Annotated in this window: 14 protein-coding genes; 10 read left to right on the top strand and 4 right to left on the bottom strand. The window is 60.0% G+C overall.

The annotated features are described in order from the left end of the window. The first annotated feature begins 121 nt into the window (after positions 1–121). Together ACR0IK_RS09960 and ACR0IK_RS09955 are read left to right on the top strand one after the other, a co-directional pair. Positions 122–1,786, top strand: a complete 1,665-nt coding sequence (locus tag ACR0IK_RS09960; RefSeq protein ID WP_480591803.1) for an ABC transporter permease — start codon at positions 122–124, stop codon at positions 1,784–1,786. A gap of 76 nt (positions 1,787–1,862) precedes the next feature. After that, positions 1,863–2,213 (top strand): DUF2794 domain-containing protein, encoded by a 351-nt coding sequence (locus tag ACR0IK_RS09955; RefSeq protein ID WP_480591800.1) that lies wholly within the window; start codon positions 1,863–1,865, stop codon positions 2,211–2,213. On the opposite strand, the gene ACR0IK_RS09950 is transcribed toward ACR0IK_RS09955, so the two are convergent. The 3 genes from ACR0IK_RS09950 to ACR0IK_RS09940 all read right to left on the bottom strand — a co-directional run bounded on the left by ACR0IK_RS09950 (position 2,210) and on the right by ACR0IK_RS09940 (position 4,779). After that, the gene (locus tag ACR0IK_RS09950; protein WP_480591797.1) at positions 2,210–2,947 is read right to left on the bottom strand and encodes a C40 family peptidase; all 738 of its coding nucleotides are present in this window, start codon (positions 2,945–2,947) and stop codon (positions 2,210–2,212) included. The two genes, ACR0IK_RS09955 and ACR0IK_RS09950, sit on opposite strands and share 4 nt — an antisense overlap. Then, entirely contained in the window at positions 2,944–4,326 is a 1,383-nt protein-coding gene (locus tag ACR0IK_RS09945) for a leucyl aminopeptidase family protein (RefSeq protein WP_480641365.1), read from the bottom strand. The genes ACR0IK_RS09950 and ACR0IK_RS09945 overlap by 4 nt, the downstream gene beginning before the upstream one ends. A 63-nt stretch (positions 4,327–4,389) precedes the next feature. Further along, positions 4,390–4,779, bottom strand: a complete 390-nt coding sequence (locus ACR0IK_RS09940) for a hypothetical protein (RefSeq protein WP_480641485.1) — start codon at positions 4,777–4,779, stop codon at positions 4,390–4,392. Positions 4,780–4,923: 144 nt separating this feature from the next. On the opposite strand from ACR0IK_RS09940, the gene ACR0IK_RS09935 reads away from it, so the two are divergent. The 8 genes from ACR0IK_RS09935 to ACR0IK_RS09900 all read left to right on the top strand — a co-directional run bounded on the left by ACR0IK_RS09935 (position 4,924) and on the right by ACR0IK_RS09900 (position 13,653). Next, positions 4,924–5,574, top strand: a complete 651-nt coding sequence (locus tag ACR0IK_RS09935) for a carbonic anhydrase (protein WP_480641364.1) — start codon at positions 4,924–4,926, stop codon at positions 5,572–5,574. 105 nt (positions 5,575–5,679) lie between these two features. After that, positions 5,680–6,216 (top strand): SRPBCC family protein, encoded by a 537-nt coding sequence (locus ACR0IK_RS09930; protein ID WP_480641363.1) that lies wholly within the window; start codon positions 5,680–5,682, stop codon positions 6,214–6,216. Positions 6,217–6,346: 130 nt separating this feature from the next. Then, positions 6,347–7,483 carry a LacI family DNA-binding transcriptional regulator gene (locus ACR0IK_RS09925; protein ID WP_480641362.1) on the top strand — a complete coding sequence of 379 codons (1,137 nt, stop codon included), beginning with the start codon at positions 6,347–6,349 and terminating at the stop codon, positions 7,481–7,483. 17 nt (positions 7,484–7,500) lie between these two features. Beyond that, a complete protein-coding gene (locus ACR0IK_RS09920) occupies positions 7,501–8,856 on the top strand; it encodes an ABC transporter substrate-binding protein (RefSeq protein WP_480641361.1) in 1,356 nt (451 codons plus the stop codon). Positions 8,857–8,913: 57 nt separating this feature from the next. Next, positions 8,914–10,146: a carbohydrate ABC transporter permease gene (locus ACR0IK_RS09915; protein WP_480641360.1), complete on the top strand. Its 1,233-nt coding sequence runs from the start codon at positions 8,914–8,916 to the stop codon at positions 10,144–10,146. After that, positions 10,146–11,354, top strand: a complete 1,209-nt coding sequence (locus tag ACR0IK_RS09910) for a carbohydrate ABC transporter permease (RefSeq protein ID WP_480591773.1) — start codon at positions 10,146–10,148, stop codon at positions 11,352–11,354. The genes ACR0IK_RS09915 and ACR0IK_RS09910 overlap by 1 nt, the downstream gene beginning before the upstream one ends. Positions 11,355–11,359: 5 nt before the next feature. Further along, the gene (locus tag ACR0IK_RS09905; RefSeq protein WP_480641359.1) at positions 11,360–12,607 is read left to right on the top strand and encodes an MGH1-like glycoside hydrolase domain-containing protein; all 1,248 of its coding nucleotides are present in this window, start codon (positions 11,360–11,362) and stop codon (positions 12,605–12,607) included. Then, entirely contained in the window at positions 12,607–13,653 is a 1,047-nt protein-coding gene (locus ACR0IK_RS09900) for an ABC transporter ATP-binding protein (protein WP_480641358.1), read from the top strand. The genes ACR0IK_RS09905 and ACR0IK_RS09900 overlap by 1 nt, the downstream gene beginning before the upstream one ends. Positions 13,654–13,673: 20 nt before the next feature. On the opposite strand, the gene ACR0IK_RS09895 is transcribed toward ACR0IK_RS09900, so the two are convergent. Further along, positions 13,674–15,284, bottom strand: coding sequence for a DUF4139 domain-containing protein (locus tag ACR0IK_RS09895; protein ID WP_480641357.1), 1,611 nt, complete (start codon positions 15,282–15,284; stop codon positions 13,674–13,676). Positions 15,285–15,382: the final 98 nt, after the last annotated feature.

Genomic DNA, 15,382 nt, shown 5'->3' with positions numbered 1-15,382 from the left:
AAGCCACGGTTTGATCTTATTGAGGCTCGGTGTCTGTATATTGGTGCTGGAAATTTATTGGTGCTGGAAATTCCGACAAATTTAGTCGAAAAGGCAATCCAACACCAAGCAAAGAACCCGCATGGCCGAAATCGAATTTTCAGAACACGGAACACGCCATAGGGGCGTGTTTGGCACCCGGCTGGTTGGCACGGTGGCCTGTCTGGTGGCGGCCGCCTGTCTGTTGCCGATGGTGGCGGTTGTTCTGGCGGCGGTGACGGGTGGGACGGACACGATCTCGCATCTGCTGGACACGGTTCTGCCCCGCTATGCGCTGACGACGGTGATCCTGGTGGTTCTGGTTGCCGCGGGCACCTTTTCCATCGGCGTGGGCGCGGCGTGGTTGGTGACGATGTGTCGTTTTCCCGGTGTGCGCTTCCTTGAGATCGCGCTGGTCCTGCCTCTGGCGTTTCCGGCCTATGTTCTGGCCTATGCCTATACCTTCATTCTGGATCATCCCGGCATCGTCCAGACCACCTTGCGCGACCTGACGGGTTGGGGGCCGCGCGACTATTGGTTCCCCGAGATCCGCTCGACCGAGGGCGCGGCGGTGATGCTGATCCTCGTGCTGTACCCCTATGTCTATTTGCTGGCCCGTGCCGCGTTTCTGCAGCAAAGCGCCACTGCCTTTCTGGCTGCCCGCGCACTGGGCAAAAGCCCGTGGCTGGCTTTCTGGCACGTCTCACTGCCGATGGCGCGCCCGGCGATTGCAGGGGGTGTCCTGCTGGCCATCATGGAGACCATCGCCGACTTCGGTACGGTGGCCTATTTCGGCGTCCAAACCTTTGCCACGGGTATTTACACTAGTTGGTTCTCGATCGGAGACCGCGCCGCCGCTGCGCAGCTTGCCCTGTGCCTGTTAGGGTTCGCGCTGGTCATGGCGATGGCCGAGCGGATACAGCGGGGCCGGGCGAAATACTATCAGGCGGGTAAAAGCCATGCGTCGCTGCCTTCGGCGCAACTGAAAGGCTGGCAATCTGCGGCGGCCTTCACGCTCTGCGCCGTTCCGGTTTTTCTGGGCTTTTTGCTGCCGGTCTTCATCCTGATCCAGATGGGTCTTCAGTCGGAACAGAACCTGCTGTCGCGCCGTTATATCGGTTTCATCCAGAACTCACTTACGCTTGCGGGTACAGCGGCGGTGGTCACTGTGTTTGCCGCGATCTGCGTAGGCTTCTTTCAACGCCTGCGTCCGGGTCGGGGATCGGCCACCGCGGGTTATCTGGCAAGGCTGGGATATGCGGTGCCGGGCGGGGTGATCGCCGTGGGCCTGATGGTGCCATTTGCCAGCTTCGACAACGCGCTGGATGCGTGGATGCGGCAGACTTTCGATATCTCGACCGGGTTGCTGGTGACCGGTTCGATCTGGCTGCTGATCTCTGCCTATATGGTGCGTTTTCTGGCCGCAGCGCTCAGCGCCTATGAGGGCGGGCAAAGCACCGTTCACGCAAATATGGACGCGGCCGCGCGGTCCTTGGGGCAGACACCGCTGGGCACGTTGCGCCGGGTGCATTTGCCGATCCTGACGCCATCGTTGCTGACGGCGCTGCTGATCGTCTTTGTCGACGTGATGAAAGAACTTCCAGCGACCCTGATCATGCGCCCTTTCAACTTTGACACGCTGGCGGTGCAGGCCTATCGGCTGGCCTCGGACGAACGACTCGAGGGGGCGGCCGTGCCTTCTCTGGTCATCCTTGCGGTGGGGTTGTTGCCGGTGATTCTGATTTGTCGTCAGGTCGGGCGGCGCTAGGTCACGATTGACCAAAAAACCACACCTTGTTGTGCTCGGGCTTGATTCAAACGCATTTTCCGGCAAGGCTGAGGGTATGAACATGCAGCCTCCCAGCCGGTTTTCTGCTAACTCGGCACAGATGCCCGTCGCGTTTAACCGGCACGAGATGTCCCATATCCTGTCCGTCTATGGCCGGATGGTCGCCGCCGGAGAAATGCGCGATTACGGAATTTCCAACCTTCGAGACATGGCGGTGTTTTCCATTTTTAGACGCACGACCGAGCATCCGATTTACCGGGTCGAGAAACACCCGCGCCTGCGGCAAAGGCAGGGGATGTATTCAGTGATTGGCATGGATGGCCGCATCCTGAAGCGCGGCCACGACCTGCGCACCGTGTTGCGAGTGCTGGAACGCAAGCTGATCCGCTCGGTTGACCTTGATTAGAGCCTTTTGTGGGATGTAACAGGCCCGTCGCCCTGGTCTAGAATGCGGGTGATTGCCTGATCCATCGGCTCGAATGTCACATCCATGTGATAGGCATTGGCGTGCAGCAGCATGTTTTCACCATAGACCCAGGCGACATGGCCCTTCCAGAACAGCAGATCGCCGTGTTTCGGTTCCGTCCCTGCGGACAGGGACTCGCCCAGTTCCCGTTCCTGATCACCGCTGTCGCCGGGGCAGGGGATGCCGCAAGCCAATAGCCCGGCCTGCACCAGACCCGAACAATCCAGCCCGAACCGGCTGTTGCCACCCCACAGATAGGGTGTGCCGAGAAACAGCTCGGCCACTGCGACCGGATCAGTCAGGTGAGTAGCATTGAGCTTGGCGTGCACGGCAGGGATGAAACCCAGCTCGGTTTCCAGAAACCGGTTCTGTTCCGACAGAACCTGAACCCTGCTACCGAAACTCAGCGAAACCTGGTCGGGGCTTTTCATATCCGGCTCTGCATAGGCATGGGTTGCGGGGGCGGTGATCCAGTGGGTATCGGCAACCGGTGCCCCCAACTGGTCCGAGGCCACCCAGCCGGAGTAACTGTCCTTTTCCGCGATGACCCGGCTCCAGCCGCCTTGGGTTTCGGTCACGGTTACGGCGTCGCCAAACAACACCTGCCGGTCGCGGGGGCCATCGGGGTGGCGCAGCAGGTCGACCACGGGGTTTATGATGCGCTGCTTGGTCATAGGTCCAGAATCTCGGGCAGGGCGGCCAGCAGCGCCCGTGGGCCTTGGCCGAGGCCGCCCTTGCTGCGGCCCGGCGCTTTGCTGGATTGCCAGGAATAGATGTCGAAATGCATATAGCGGCAGTCGCCGACAAAGCGTCGCAGGAACAGCGCGGCGGTGATCGATCCTGCAAACCCGCCCGAGGGCGCATTGTCCAGATCGGCGATACCCGGTTCGATCATCGCCTCATAGGGCTCGTGGAAGGGCATCCGCCAGACCGGATCGGCGGCCTGTTGCCCGACCCGCACCAGTGTTTCGGCGGCATTGTCGTCATCGGTGTAAAACGGTGCCAGATCAGCGCCGACGGCCACCCGCGCCGCGCCGGTCAGCGTGGCCATCGAGATCACCAGATCCGGATTGCCCTCATTCGCCAGCGCCAGTGCATCGGCCAGCACCAGCCGCCCCTCGGCATCGGTGTTGTTGATCTCGACCGTCAGACCCTTGCGCGAGGTCAGGATGTCGCCCGGGCGAAACGCGTTTCCAGCCACCGAGTTTTCAACCGCCGGTATCAGCACGCGCATTTGGACCGGCAGTTTCAGAGCCATGATCATTCGCGCCAAACCCAGAACATTTGCCGATCCGCCCATGTCTTTCTTCATCAGCGCCATCGAGTTGCCGGGCTTGAGGTTCAGCCCTCCGGTGTCAAAACACACGCCTTTGCCGACCAGCGTTAGTTTGGGGCCGGAACTGCCCCAATTCATCTCGATCAGGCGGGGCTCTTGCGCGGCGGCGCGACCGACGGCGTGGATCATCGGAAAGTTCTGCTCCAGCAAAGCCTGCCCCTTGATCACCTCGCACGAGGCACCGAACTCCTGCGCCAGTGCCTCGGCAGTGGCTTGCAACTGGTCCGGTCCCATATCTGAGGTGGGCGTGTTGACCAGATCGCGGGTCAGGGCCTCGGACTGCGCCAGAACCTCAATCCGCACGGCATCAATTCCTTCGGGCGCAACCAGACGGGCCTTGGCCGGAGATTGCGCGGCGTAGCGATCAAACGCATAGCCGGACAACAGCCAGCCCAGACATTCGGTGCCCAACGCACCCACGGGCACGCCCGAGGCGATGTGATAGGTGCCTTTGGGCAGGGATTCGGCTGCGGCGGCCAAGGGAAACCGTTTACGCGCGCGGCCTGCGGCATTGCCATAGCCCGCCAAAGCGAATTCAGGCGCGCCGTCCGAACCGGGGATCAGCGCGGCCTGTCCCAGTGCGCCGGTAAAGCCGCCGGCCTGCACCCAGTTCGACACGCGATCCGGCTGGTCGAGCAGCCAATCGTCCAGATCGGGTTGCGCGACGACATGCAGCGGCAGCGAGGGGTCAGAGGGCGAAGCAAAGGACAGGGTCATGGAAATCTCGACTGGTTCGGTTTGCGCCCAGCCTATCCGCCTGCGGCTTGTCCGCAAGCCCCGTCAGACGGAAAGATCCTGCTGATCCCAGATCACGGTCAGCGATTTTTCTCCGACCCGGATCAGCCGCGACAGGGTGGCTCCGGTAGCCACCGCATCGCCCTTGTCGACGGTCTGCGCCACATCCCCGGCGACGCGGGCCAGCGCGACCATGCCGATCTGGTCCGCAATCGCGACCAGTGACCGCGCGCATTTGCGAAGCCCCGCCCAGTCGCGCTGCCGCCAGAACCGTTCGCAGTTCGACAGGCGTACGGCTAGTTCCTCCACAGTGCGGCACAGCACGTCCAGCGCGTTCTTGTCCCCCAGTTGCCGGTACAATCCGTTCAGTTGGTCCGGATCCAGCCGGACGGTTTCCTTGTGTTCAAGCGTGAGTATCTTATCCACCACATTCACCCCAATTCTTTTCGCCCCCACGGCATAGACCGACTTTGAGGGTGACTTCCTTTGCAAAACCTTGCATCCGCGCAGGATAATGGCTCGAATTTTCTGCGAATTCCGGGTAGAGCAGCCTTCAGGAACTCGAAAATGGACAGAAGAATGGATTTAGCGAAACCCCTGCCGGGCTATTTGGTCAAACGGTACCACGGTTGGAAAGCCACTACCTATTCCGAAAACCAGGTCTGGTACCGCCGCCTGGCGACCGAAGGGCAGCGTCCGCGCGCGATGGTGATTTCTTGCTGCGACAGCCGTGTTCATGTGACGTCAATGTTTGGGGCGGATCAGGGCGATTTCTTCATCCACCGCAATATCGCCAATCTGGTGCCGCCTTACGCACCGGATGGTGATCACCACGGTACCAGTGCCGCGATCGAATACGCCGTCACTGCGTTGAAGGTGGCACACTTGATAGTGTTGGGCCATTCGCAATGCGGTGGCGTTCAGGGTTGCATCGACATGTGCAAGGGCCAGGCCCCGCAACTGGAAGCCAAAGACAGCTTTGTCGGTCGCTGGATGGATATTCTGAAGCCGAAATACGAGCTGGTGGCCGATATCGAAGACAGCGTCGATCAGGCGCGGCAGTTCGAACGGCAGGCGGTTGTCGCCTCGCTCGAGAACCTGATGTCATTCCCGTTTGTGTCCTCGGCGGTGCAGGACGGCTCGCTCAGCCTGCATGGGCTGTGGACCGATATCGGTGAGGGCGGGCTGCAATGCTATGACCCTAAGGAAAAGAAATTCGCGGTCGTCTGATCCGTAGGAATAGTCCGCAGTTTTGACAGGCGCGGGATCAGGCCTCTGATTCCGCGCGATTTTTTGCTATAGTCGCCTTATCCGGGTTTGGATCGGGGACGTATCATGCGATTCATCAAACGCATTCTTCTGGCTCTGGTTGTGCTTGTTTTGCTGCTGATAGGGGTTTCCTACCTGTTGCCCGGAAAAGCCGAAGTATCACGCAGCATCACTATCGACGCCCCACCCGCTGCCATCTTTCCTTACGTGAATTCAATGCAGGAGACCGAGAAATGGTCGCCCTGGCTGGAGCGCGATCCTGAAACGCAACTGACATACAGCGGCCCCGAGGCCGGGGTGGGCAATACCCTTAACTGGAGCTCGGAGCATCCGCAGGTCGGGACCGGATCGCAGGAGATCATCGAAAGCGTCCCCGATCAAACGGTCAGAACGGCGCTGGATTTCGGGTCGATGGGTACCGCTTTGGCGTCGTTCGCCCTGGTGCCCGAGGGTGATCAGACGCAGGTGACCTGGGGTTTTGTCACCGATTTGGGCCTGAATCCGATGGCGCGGTGGATGGGGCTGATGATGGATGAATGGGTGGGCGGTGACTACGAACGGGGACTGTCCAATTTGAAAATGCTGGTCGAAACACAGAGTTAAAGAACTCGGCCCCTCGGTAAGTCGCAGCAACGGAATAAGAAATCCGCATAGGCGCTAAAAATTGACCAGTTTGCACTTTTTTTAACTTTTTTGTTGCCGAAACCGGTTTCGGAGCAAACAAATGTAAGAAATGGCTCCGAATCTATCATATCAATCGCTCGAATCCGCGAATCGCACCTCGGTCTCTGGCCGGGTCAAGCTGGACGAATTGGCGGCACATCTGGGCCTGTCGAAAAGCACGGTGTCGCGGGCGCTGAACGGCTATTCCGATATCTCCGAAGTTACGCGCACGCGGGTCGAGACCGCCGCCCGCAAGCTGGGCTACCGGCCGCTGAGCCATGCGCAGGCGATCCGAACCGGACAGGTGCGCGCCATTGCGATGGTGCTGAACAGCGAAGAGCCCGACCAGCACAACCCGTTCCTGCAGGATTTTCTGGCCGGAGCCTGTGAGGCCGCCAGCAACCTTGATTGGACGATGACCATATCCACGGCGACCTCGGAGCGCGACGCGTTGAAAGTGCTCAGCCGCCTGTTCGAGGAACGAAAAGCGGACGGCTTCATCCTGCCGCGAACGATGGTCAAGGATGCGCGCGTTGGGCTTTTGCGCAACCTCGAAGTGCCGCATATTCTTTATGGCCGAACCGGGTACGGGCAGTCGAACACGTGGGAGGAAACCTCGTGGTTTGACATCGCGGGCGAAACCGCCATGCGCAAGGCGGTGCTGCGGCTGGCAGGGTTCGGGCATACGCGCATCGGCTATGTCGGCAGCGACCCCAAGTTCAATTACAGCCATCTGCGCCGCGACGGCTATGCCGAGGGTCTGCACGAGGCAAGTCTGCCGCTTGCCCCCGATTTGATCCGCGAAGGCGCCCGGACGCGGGAAGACGGTGCCGCGCAGGCGATGGCGCTGATGCAACTGGATCAGCCGCCGACCGCGATTGTGTTTGCCACCGACCTGGCCGCTTTGGGGTTCTGTTCGGCCGCGCAGGATCGAGGATTCAAGATTGGCCGTGACATTGCGGTGATCGGCTATGACGGGATTCCGGAATGCCGCTACGCCCGCCCCGCGCTGACCACTTTCGCCGTTGATTCCCGCATGGCCGGGCAGCGGCTGGCAACCTTGCTGATCCGGCAGATCCGGGGTGAGGCGCCCGGCACCCTGCGCGAGTTGACCGAGGCGACTCTGGTCGAAGGGGAATCGGACGGGCCGCCGCATCTGACATCAGCGGAACTGGCGGTAAAACGCACACAGCTCAATAAAGACTAACCGGGAGGAGACCACACATGAAACTGACACCCAAAGTCGCCAGGCTGATGCTTGGATCGTCGTTGGCGCTGGCGCTGACTGCGCTGTCCGTGCAGGCTGACACAATCCGGTTCTGGACCACCGAGGAACAGCCCGAGCGTCTGGCCAAACAGCAGGAGATGGCCGATCAGTTCAAGGCTGAAACCGGCACCACGGTCGAGGTGATCCCCGTCACCGAAAGCGACCTGGGCACCCGCGCCACAGCGGCGTTTGCTGCTGGTGATCTGCCGGATGTAGTTTATCACACGCTGCAATACGCTCTGCCCTGGGCAGAAGCCGGCATTCTCGACACCGAAGCTGCCACCGAAGTGATCGAGGAACTGGGCACCGACACTTTTGCCCCTGGCGCGTTGGCCATGGCTGCTTTCAACGGTGAAACCGCGTCGGTACCAGTGGATGGCTGGACCCAGATGGTCGTCTACCGCAAGGACCTGTTCGATGAGGCCGGTCTGGACGCACCCGACAGCTTTGCCGACATTCAGATCGCGCTTGAAGCCCTGCATAACCCGCCGGAGATGTACGGCTTTGTCTCGGCTACCAAGGTCGACGAAAACTTCATGAGCCAGGTGCTGGAACATGTCTTCCTCGCCAACGGCGTCAGCCCGGTTGGCCCCGATGGGTTCAAACCGCTGGATGAGGCCAAGACCATCGAGGTTCTGGATTTCTACAAGGCGATTTCCAAGGCCTCGCCTCCGGGAGAGCTCTATTGGAAGCAATCGCGCGAATTGTATTTTGACGGCAAGGCCGCGATGATTATCTGGTCGCCCTTCATTCTGGATGAGCTCGCAGGTCTGCGCGACAGCGCCCCGCCAACCATCACCGACGACCCGACCTCGCGCGATCTGGCGGGCAAGACCGGTATTGTCACCAAACTGTCCGGCCCGTCGAATCCTGATGGCGCGGCCTGGGGGGACGTGCGTTACTTTGGTATCACCAACGACGCGGATACCGACGCGGCAATGGATTTCGTGAAATACGCCATGGATCAGGGTTATACCCAGACGCTGGCCATTGCGCCCGAGGGCAAATTCCCGGTCCGTCGCGGCAATGCAGATAACCCGACCGCCTTTGCCGATGCATGGGCTGAGCTGCCCGTGGGCGTGGATCGCAAGGCCCCGCTGGGCGAGCTTTACGAGCAGGCGATGATCGACGAGATCGTTGGCGGTCTGGACGTGGCACAGCGTTGGGGCGTGGCCGAGGGGCAGCTGTCGCTGGCCTCGAAGATGATCAACTCTCAGGCCATCAACCGGATCGTGCGTCAGTATATCGATGACGAAATCGACGCCGCCGCCGCCGTTGCGGCCATGAACGACGAACTGGCCAAGGTTCAGTAATCAACCAGCACCTGCAGCGGCGTCTGCGCCGCTGCGCACAACCCTTCGAGGTACCCCATGTCTTCGGCCACCCCACCGACCGGAACCGGGGCTCTTGCCAAACGCGAGGCGCGTCTGGCCTGGGCGCTGCTGGCTCCGACCGTGATCAGCGTGTCTCTTGTGGTGATCCTGCCCTTGCTGGCGATCATCTGGATCAGCTTCAAACCGTTTACCCTGTCCGACTTGCGCCCGCCCGCACCGGTCGTGCGTGAAAGCCTGCGCGGATCAGGCGACGATCTGCGGATCGAATACCGCCTGCGCAACTCCAGTCAGGAGTTCGCCATCGACGGCGTGACCCTGAGTGATGTGCTGCCCGACGGTGTGACCGCCGGGAAGGTCGCCGCGCCCTGTGTTCTGAATGGTCAGGAATTGTTCTGCGATTTCGGCACTTTGGAAGGCGGTCAGCGTGAGCGTATCCGCATTCCGGTTGAATTCGATGGCGATCCGGACGCGTTCGAAGAACAGGTCGAAGCGTCTGAACCCCGCGTGACCGGCAGCGGGCCGAGTGTGCTGACCAATCTGGAATTCAGCCTTGAGAACTTTGCCCGCGTGTTTGACGGTTCCGAATTCTGGGGCGTGTTGTGGGTGACGCTGTTCTACACCGTCTTTGGCACCATCGGCGCACTGGTGATGGGCCTGTTTGCCGCGCTGCTGTTGAACAAGAGCTTCAAGGGGCAAGGCTTTATCCGTGGTCTCTACCTTTTCCCTTATGTGGCCCCGGTGATCGCCGTGGCCTTCACCTGGGTCACGCTGTTTGACCCGTTCTCGGGTTCGGCCAATGCGCTGCTGGTACAGATGGGGCTGAGCAGTGAGCCGATCAATTTCTTCGGGGAACGGCCCTTAGCCCTGATCATGGTCACCGTATTCGAAATCTGGCGCTATTTTCCGCTGTCCTTCCTGTTCATCCTTGCGCGGATGCAGTCCATCGACTCCAGTATGTATGAGGCGGCGGATATGGACGGAGCCTCTCCGTTCCAGAAATTCTGGCTGCTGAGTATCCCGCAATTGTTGGGTATCCTGTCGGTGCTGTTCCTGCTGCGCTTTATCTGGACGTTCAACAAGTTCGACGACATCTTCCTGTTGACCGGCGGCAATGCAGGCACGCGCACGCTGACCGTGAATGTTTATGAACAGGCTTTTGCGGTCTCGAACATCGGGGCAGGCGCTGCGGTGGCCGTCGTAATCCTGATGTGCCTGATCGCCTTCAGTTTCGTCTTCTTCAAGTTTATCAGCCGTGAGGAGGGTCTGTGATGCGCAAAGGATACATCACCGGCCCGGTTTTGGGCGCGCTTTGGATGCTGGTAATCGCCACCACCATCGCGGTCACCATGTCCTTCGCCACCGGTGCGGCGTTTCGACCGCAAGTTCTGCTAAGCCTGATCTGGGGCGCGGTTGCCGGGCTGGTCTATGTCCGTTTTGCGGCCCGCCGCGCGCCTTCGCGTTTGGGAGTGGCAGCCCTGCTGGGCTTGTCTTGCCTGACCGGCTTTGGCCCCGTTCTGATCGGATCGGAAACGACCTTGCAATCGGTGCTGGTCACTGTGGTCGCGGTGGCCGTGGTAATGCATATGTCACTGGCCGCGATCCTCAAGGACCTGCCGTTTGCAGAGCTGACCCGCCACGAATACGAGGACGCGGTGATCCGCTTCTGCACCGGCTTCGGCTATATCTTCTTCACCGCCATCGTGGTCATCCCGTTCTACGTCATGGTGATGACCAGCCTGAAGTCGCAGCAGGCACTGCTGCAGAACCCGCTGGATTTCTCGGTCGATCTGAGCCAGGGCATGGCTTTGTTCCGCAGCTATACCGAGCTGTTCCGCGATTTCAATTTCGGCAGCTACCTGTTGACATCCTTCTACGTCTCGGTCCTGACGGTGTTCATCACGTTGCTGTTCAGCGTGCCGGGTGCCTATGCAGTGGCACGATTCCGGTTTCAGGGGCAAAAAGCGTTCTCGCGCTCGATCCTTTTGATCTACATGGTGCCGATGATCGTGCTGGCACTGCCGATCTATATCGCGTTCTCGCTGACGGGTCTGCGCAATTCGATCCTTGGCATCGTCATGATCTACCCGGTCACCACGATCCCGGTCGCGCTGTACATGCTGCAAGGCTATTTCCGCGGCCTGCCGACCGAGGTGGAAGAGGCCGGTCTGATGGATGGCCTGTCGCGGCTGGCGGTGATCTGGAAAATCACCCTGCCGCTCAGCCTGCCAGCGCTGGCGTCGGTCTCGCTCTATGTCTTCATGATCGCCTGGAATGAATTCCTGCTGGCTTTCATGCTGCTGGACGATCCGTCGAAATTTACCCTGACCCGAGGCGTCACGATGCTGAACTCCTCGGAAATTCCCCGCCAACACCTGATGGCCGGTGCGGTGATTGCCACCGTTCCGATCATGGCCCTGTTCCTGGGGCTTGAACGTTTCATGACCAAAGGCCTGACCGCAGGCTCGGTCAAAGGATGACTGAGATGAACTATTATACAACACCGGGTGAATCGGCCCGCAATATTCTGATTGCCAATGATCGGGGTGGTTACACGATCCCGACCAGCGGCCTCTATCCCTATCAGTGGAACTGGGACAGTGCCGTGGCAGCGCTGGGCTTTGCAGAATTCGATATTGACCGCGCCTGGGTCGAGCTTGAAACGCTGTTCTCGGGCCAGTGGGACAACGGCATGGTGCCCCACATTCTGTTTCATCAGCCCGATCCAGGCTATTTCCCCGGGCCGGATGTCTGGGGCGGCACCGGGCCGATTGCGTCATCGGGCGTCACCCAGCCACCGCTGGCCGCCACTATGGCGCGGCGGGTTTGGGACAAGGACCGTGCGGCCGGTGAGGTGCGCCTTCGTGCTCTGTTCCCGGCCATGCTGGCCTGGCATCGCTGGTTCATGGCGTGGCGTCTGGATGAGCACGGCGCTGTCTGCACCACCCATCCTTGGGAAGCCGGGCGCGACAATGCGCCGGACTGGGATGGTGCGATGGCGGGGATCGATGCCTCGGATGTGGGCGAGTATCAGCGCCGCGACACCAGCCATGTGAACAGCGCCGACCGGCCCACCAAATACGACTATGATCGCTATATCAAACTGGTGAAGATCGGGCGCGAGGTTGGTTGGGATCAGCAGAAACTGCTGGAGGTCAACCCGTTCCGCGTCGCCGACCCGACCATGAGTTTCGCCACACTGCGCGCCGCCCGTGATCTGTTGGCGATAAGCGAGGAACTGGGGATCGAAGCCGAGGGTCTTGACGCGGATGTGGTCCGGCTTGAGGCCGGTGCACGGTCGCTGTGGAATGAGCCGCTGGCTGCCTTTGATGCCCGCAATGCGCATACTGGCGAATGGGCCGAAAGTGTCTCTAACGCAAGCTATTTGTGCTGGTTTGGAGGGATTGAAGCCCCTCAGATGCTGGACCGTGTGAAGACTGTGCTGACCACCGTCCCGCACCCGATCCCCAGCTATGACCCGAACATGCCCAAGTTTGATGAGCGCCGGTATTGGCGCGGGCCAACCTGGGCTTTCATGAACATGCTGATAGGGTTCGGACTGGCGGAAATGGGCCACGGTGTCGAAGCCGAAACCTTGCGCCTGAAAACCGCGCGTCTGATCGCGGGCCACGGCTTTGCGGAATATTACGACCCGATCACCGGCAGCCCGGCCGGGGGCAATTCGTTCACTTGGACAGCCGCCGTCTGGCTGCATTGGGCAGGGAGGAACTGATGGGCAGCATCGAGCTCAAATCCGTCGAAAAATGGTTCGGCGAAGTGCAGGTGATCAAAGGCATCGACCTGCAGATCGAAGAGGGTGAGTTTGTCGTCTTCGTCGGCCCCTCGGGCTGTGGCAAGTCCACCCTGTTGCGGATGATCGGCGGGCTCGAGGATATCTCGCGCGGGTCGCTTCTGATCAACGGGAATGACGTCACTGATCACCCTCCCTCAAAGCGCGGGCTGACGATGGTGTTCCAGTCCTATGCGCTCTATCCCCACCTGACCGTGGCCGAGAATATGGGCTTTTCGCTGAAGGTGGCAGGTGTTCCGAAGGCCGAGATAACCGAGCGTGTGGGCAAGGCCGCCGAAGTGCTCAAGCTGGAACCTTATCTGGAACGTCGCCCCAAGGACCTGTCCGGTGGGCAGCGCCAGCGCGTGGCGATCGGGCGTTCGATCGTGCGCGACCCCACCGCATTCCTGTTCGACGAGCCTCTGTCCAACCTCGACGCCGCTTTGCGGGTCGAGATGCGGTATGAGATTGCCAAGCTGCACCAGAGCCTCAATCGCACCATGATCTATGTGACCCATGATCAGGTCGAAGCGATGACCCTGGCCGACCGCATCGTCGTGCTGGAATTCGGCAAAATCGCGCAGGTCGGTACGCCGCGTGAGCTATACGAGCGCCCCGCCAACCTGTTCGTGGCACAGTTCATCGGCAGCCCGAAAATGAACGTCCTGCCCTGCACCGTGTCAGGTGACCAGTTCCAACTGGAAAACGGCGGCAGCGGACCTTTCGACCGCACCGGTACGGCCACGATGCTGGGCATTCGCCCGGAGCATATCAGTGTGGTCGAACCCGGCGCGGGCCACAGCGACGGGCTGGTCGAGGTGGTCGAATACCTCGGTGCCGATATGTTCGTCATTGTCGATTGCGGCACCGAGGAGAAAGTCACCGTCCGCCTTGGTGGCGATACCGAGATCAAGGCCGGAGCAAAGATCGGCCTGCACTTTGCGCCTGAAAAGCTTCAGTTTTTTGATGAGGAGGGGCAGGCGCTGTAGGTGACATGGGATGGAGCGTATCAGTGCAGCTCCATTCCTTCGGGCCAACTGAGTTTGGTATCCAATTGAATCGTCTCCGATTGACCCGGCGCCAGCTCCAGCTCCCATGCCAGAATGCCGCGCCGGTTGTCTACGTTTTCTTCGTTTGGTTTCGGCTGGGCAGTCCAGGTGATCTCAAGATCGTCCTGTTCGGAAAAAGGCACGCGGTCCAAAATGCGGAGCGGCCAGGTTTCGCCTGTCAGATTTTCAATCTTAATCTGGACGCGTTCCTGACTTTGATTGGAGCGTGAAATAAGACCAACATCGCCTTGGCTACGCCCCAGGATGTTGCGGTTGACGGTCAGGGCGTAAAGCGGGCCAAACCCCATCTCAACCTCTTCCCGTGGACCAATGCTTGCGGTGCTGTCCGCTGCCACCAACACTCCGTTGACCCGCCATCTGGCATAGTTCGCCGACAGCAACATCTGGTCGTAAGGATTGGTGAAACGTGCTGTGCGATACGCCGTTTCATCGCGACGTGGGTTTGCCAGCGCAAACAGTTCAACCGACTGGGTCATGCTGTCCAGGGCGAATTCGGCAATCTCAGACCCGCTCGCGATCGAGATCGGCTCGGACAAGGTATAGGTAATGCCGGTGCCCTGAACGGATGCGGGATCGGGTGCAAAGCCCGCAGTTTCCTCCACCACCACCGGGGCTTCGACAACTGGTTCTTCAAGATTTGCAACGTATTCGCTGATTGACCTGCGTTGGGAAAAGATACGCGATGCGCTGTTTTGCCCAACGGGTTGAAGTGTCGACACGCTAAGCCTGACGTCCTGCCAGTTCTCGCCAGTCTCCTGCGTCACCAGAACGCGTCGGTCGATCCGGACTTCGGGCGTGTCTGTGGTCTTCAGATCAAATTCGTACCCGGGTTGCCATCCTGCGTTGTAGAATTCGATGTAAGACAGGGAAATAGCGCCCTCGGACGCCGCTTTGGCAGTGACGTCCACAGCGATGAACAGTCGCTCGTCCGTTTCTGGCAGCAAGGCAGCCAGATCGGCTTGTGCTGCGTCCAGTTGCTCTTCCAGATCGACCAGTTTCTCTTCGATTTTGCGTGCTTCGATTTCGGCGGTTTGGGCAGTGTTCTCGGCGTTCAGAGATTCTTCTCCAACCATTTGAGCAATTCTGCGCAGGTTTTCAGCATCTGAACCTGCCAGACCCTCGTTCCGGCCCAGATTGGACAGGAATGCGATCTTATGACGGGCCGCCTCGGCCCTGAGCCGCGCAGTTTCGGCCCTGTCCTCTACCGCCGCGATCTGGTTTTCGATATCAGTGACGCGATCCTCGGCCTGTTTGACCTCATCGCTGACGTAGTCATGCCAGGGCACATCATCTCCGCGAACAATGAGCGCGGATCGGCTGAGCCCATCGGCCTGAACCTGCATCGTTGACAACTGGGTATCCGGATCACTGGCCGGGACGCCCAACAGTACCAGCCGATGTGTGCCGGCAGGGATCGAATAGCTTCCGGTTCGAAGAACTTCGACTCCTTGTGGGTATACTGTCACTTCGCTGACTTTGGTGTCGATTGTGAAAGTTTCGGCAGACAGCAACGTCGGCGCAAGCGCCAACAGATAAAACAGGTTTTTCATAAGTGCTCGCAGAGAAAAGGTTCCGGCTACCCGCAAAGGTTGCAGGCGCTTTATTTCACTACAAGAAAAAGAAAAAGGGCCACCCGGATTTGGTGGCC

Source organism: Ruegeria sp. BF7 (assembly GCF_056538605.1).
Note: the sequence above shows the minus strand (reverse complement) of the source record. Positions and strands in the feature narration are given on the sequence as shown.

Coding starts and splice junctions, on each gene's coding strand:
- ACR0IK_RS09955 (WP_480591800.1), top strand. CDS start 1,863: ATGAACATGCAGCCTCCCAGCCGGTTTTCTGCTAACTCGGCACAGATG.
- ACR0IK_RS09915 (WP_480641360.1), top strand. CDS start 8,914: ATGTCTTCGGCCACCCCACCGACCGGAACCGGGGCTCTTGCCAAACGC.
- ACR0IK_RS09895 (WP_480641357.1), bottom strand. CDS start 15,284: ATGAAAAACCTGTTTTATCTGTTGGCGCTTGCGCCGACGTTGCTGTCT.
- ACR0IK_RS09945 (WP_480641365.1), bottom strand. CDS start 4,326: ATGACCCTGTCCTTTGCTTCGCCCTCTGACCCCTCGCTGCCGCTGCAT.
- ACR0IK_RS09960 (WP_480591803.1), top strand. CDS start 122: ATGGCCGAAATCGAATTTTCAGAACACGGAACACGCCATAGGGGCGTG.
- ACR0IK_RS09910 (WP_480591773.1), top strand. CDS start 10,146: ATGCGCAAAGGATACATCACCGGCCCGGTTTTGGGCGCGCTTTGGATG.
- ACR0IK_RS09920 (WP_480641361.1), top strand. CDS start 7,501: ATGAAACTGACACCCAAAGTCGCCAGGCTGATGCTTGGATCGTCGTTG.
- ACR0IK_RS09930 (WP_480641363.1), top strand. CDS start 5,680: ATGCGATTCATCAAACGCATTCTTCTGGCTCTGGTTGTGCTTGTTTTG.
- ACR0IK_RS09925 (WP_480641362.1), top strand. CDS start 6,347: ATGGCTCCGAATCTATCATATCAATCGCTCGAATCCGCGAATCGCACC.
- ACR0IK_RS09935 (WP_480641364.1), top strand. CDS start 4,924: ATGGATTTAGCGAAACCCCTGCCGGGCTATTTGGTCAAACGGTACCAC.
- ACR0IK_RS09905 (WP_480641359.1), top strand. CDS start 11,360: ATGAACTATTATACAACACCGGGTGAATCGGCCCGCAATATTCTGATT.
- ACR0IK_RS09950 (WP_480591797.1), bottom strand. CDS start 2,947: ATGACCAAGCAGCGCATCATAAACCCCGTGGTCGACCTGCTGCGCCAC.
- ACR0IK_RS09900 (WP_480641358.1), top strand. CDS start 12,607: ATGGGCAGCATCGAGCTCAAATCCGTCGAAAAATGGTTCGGCGAAGTG.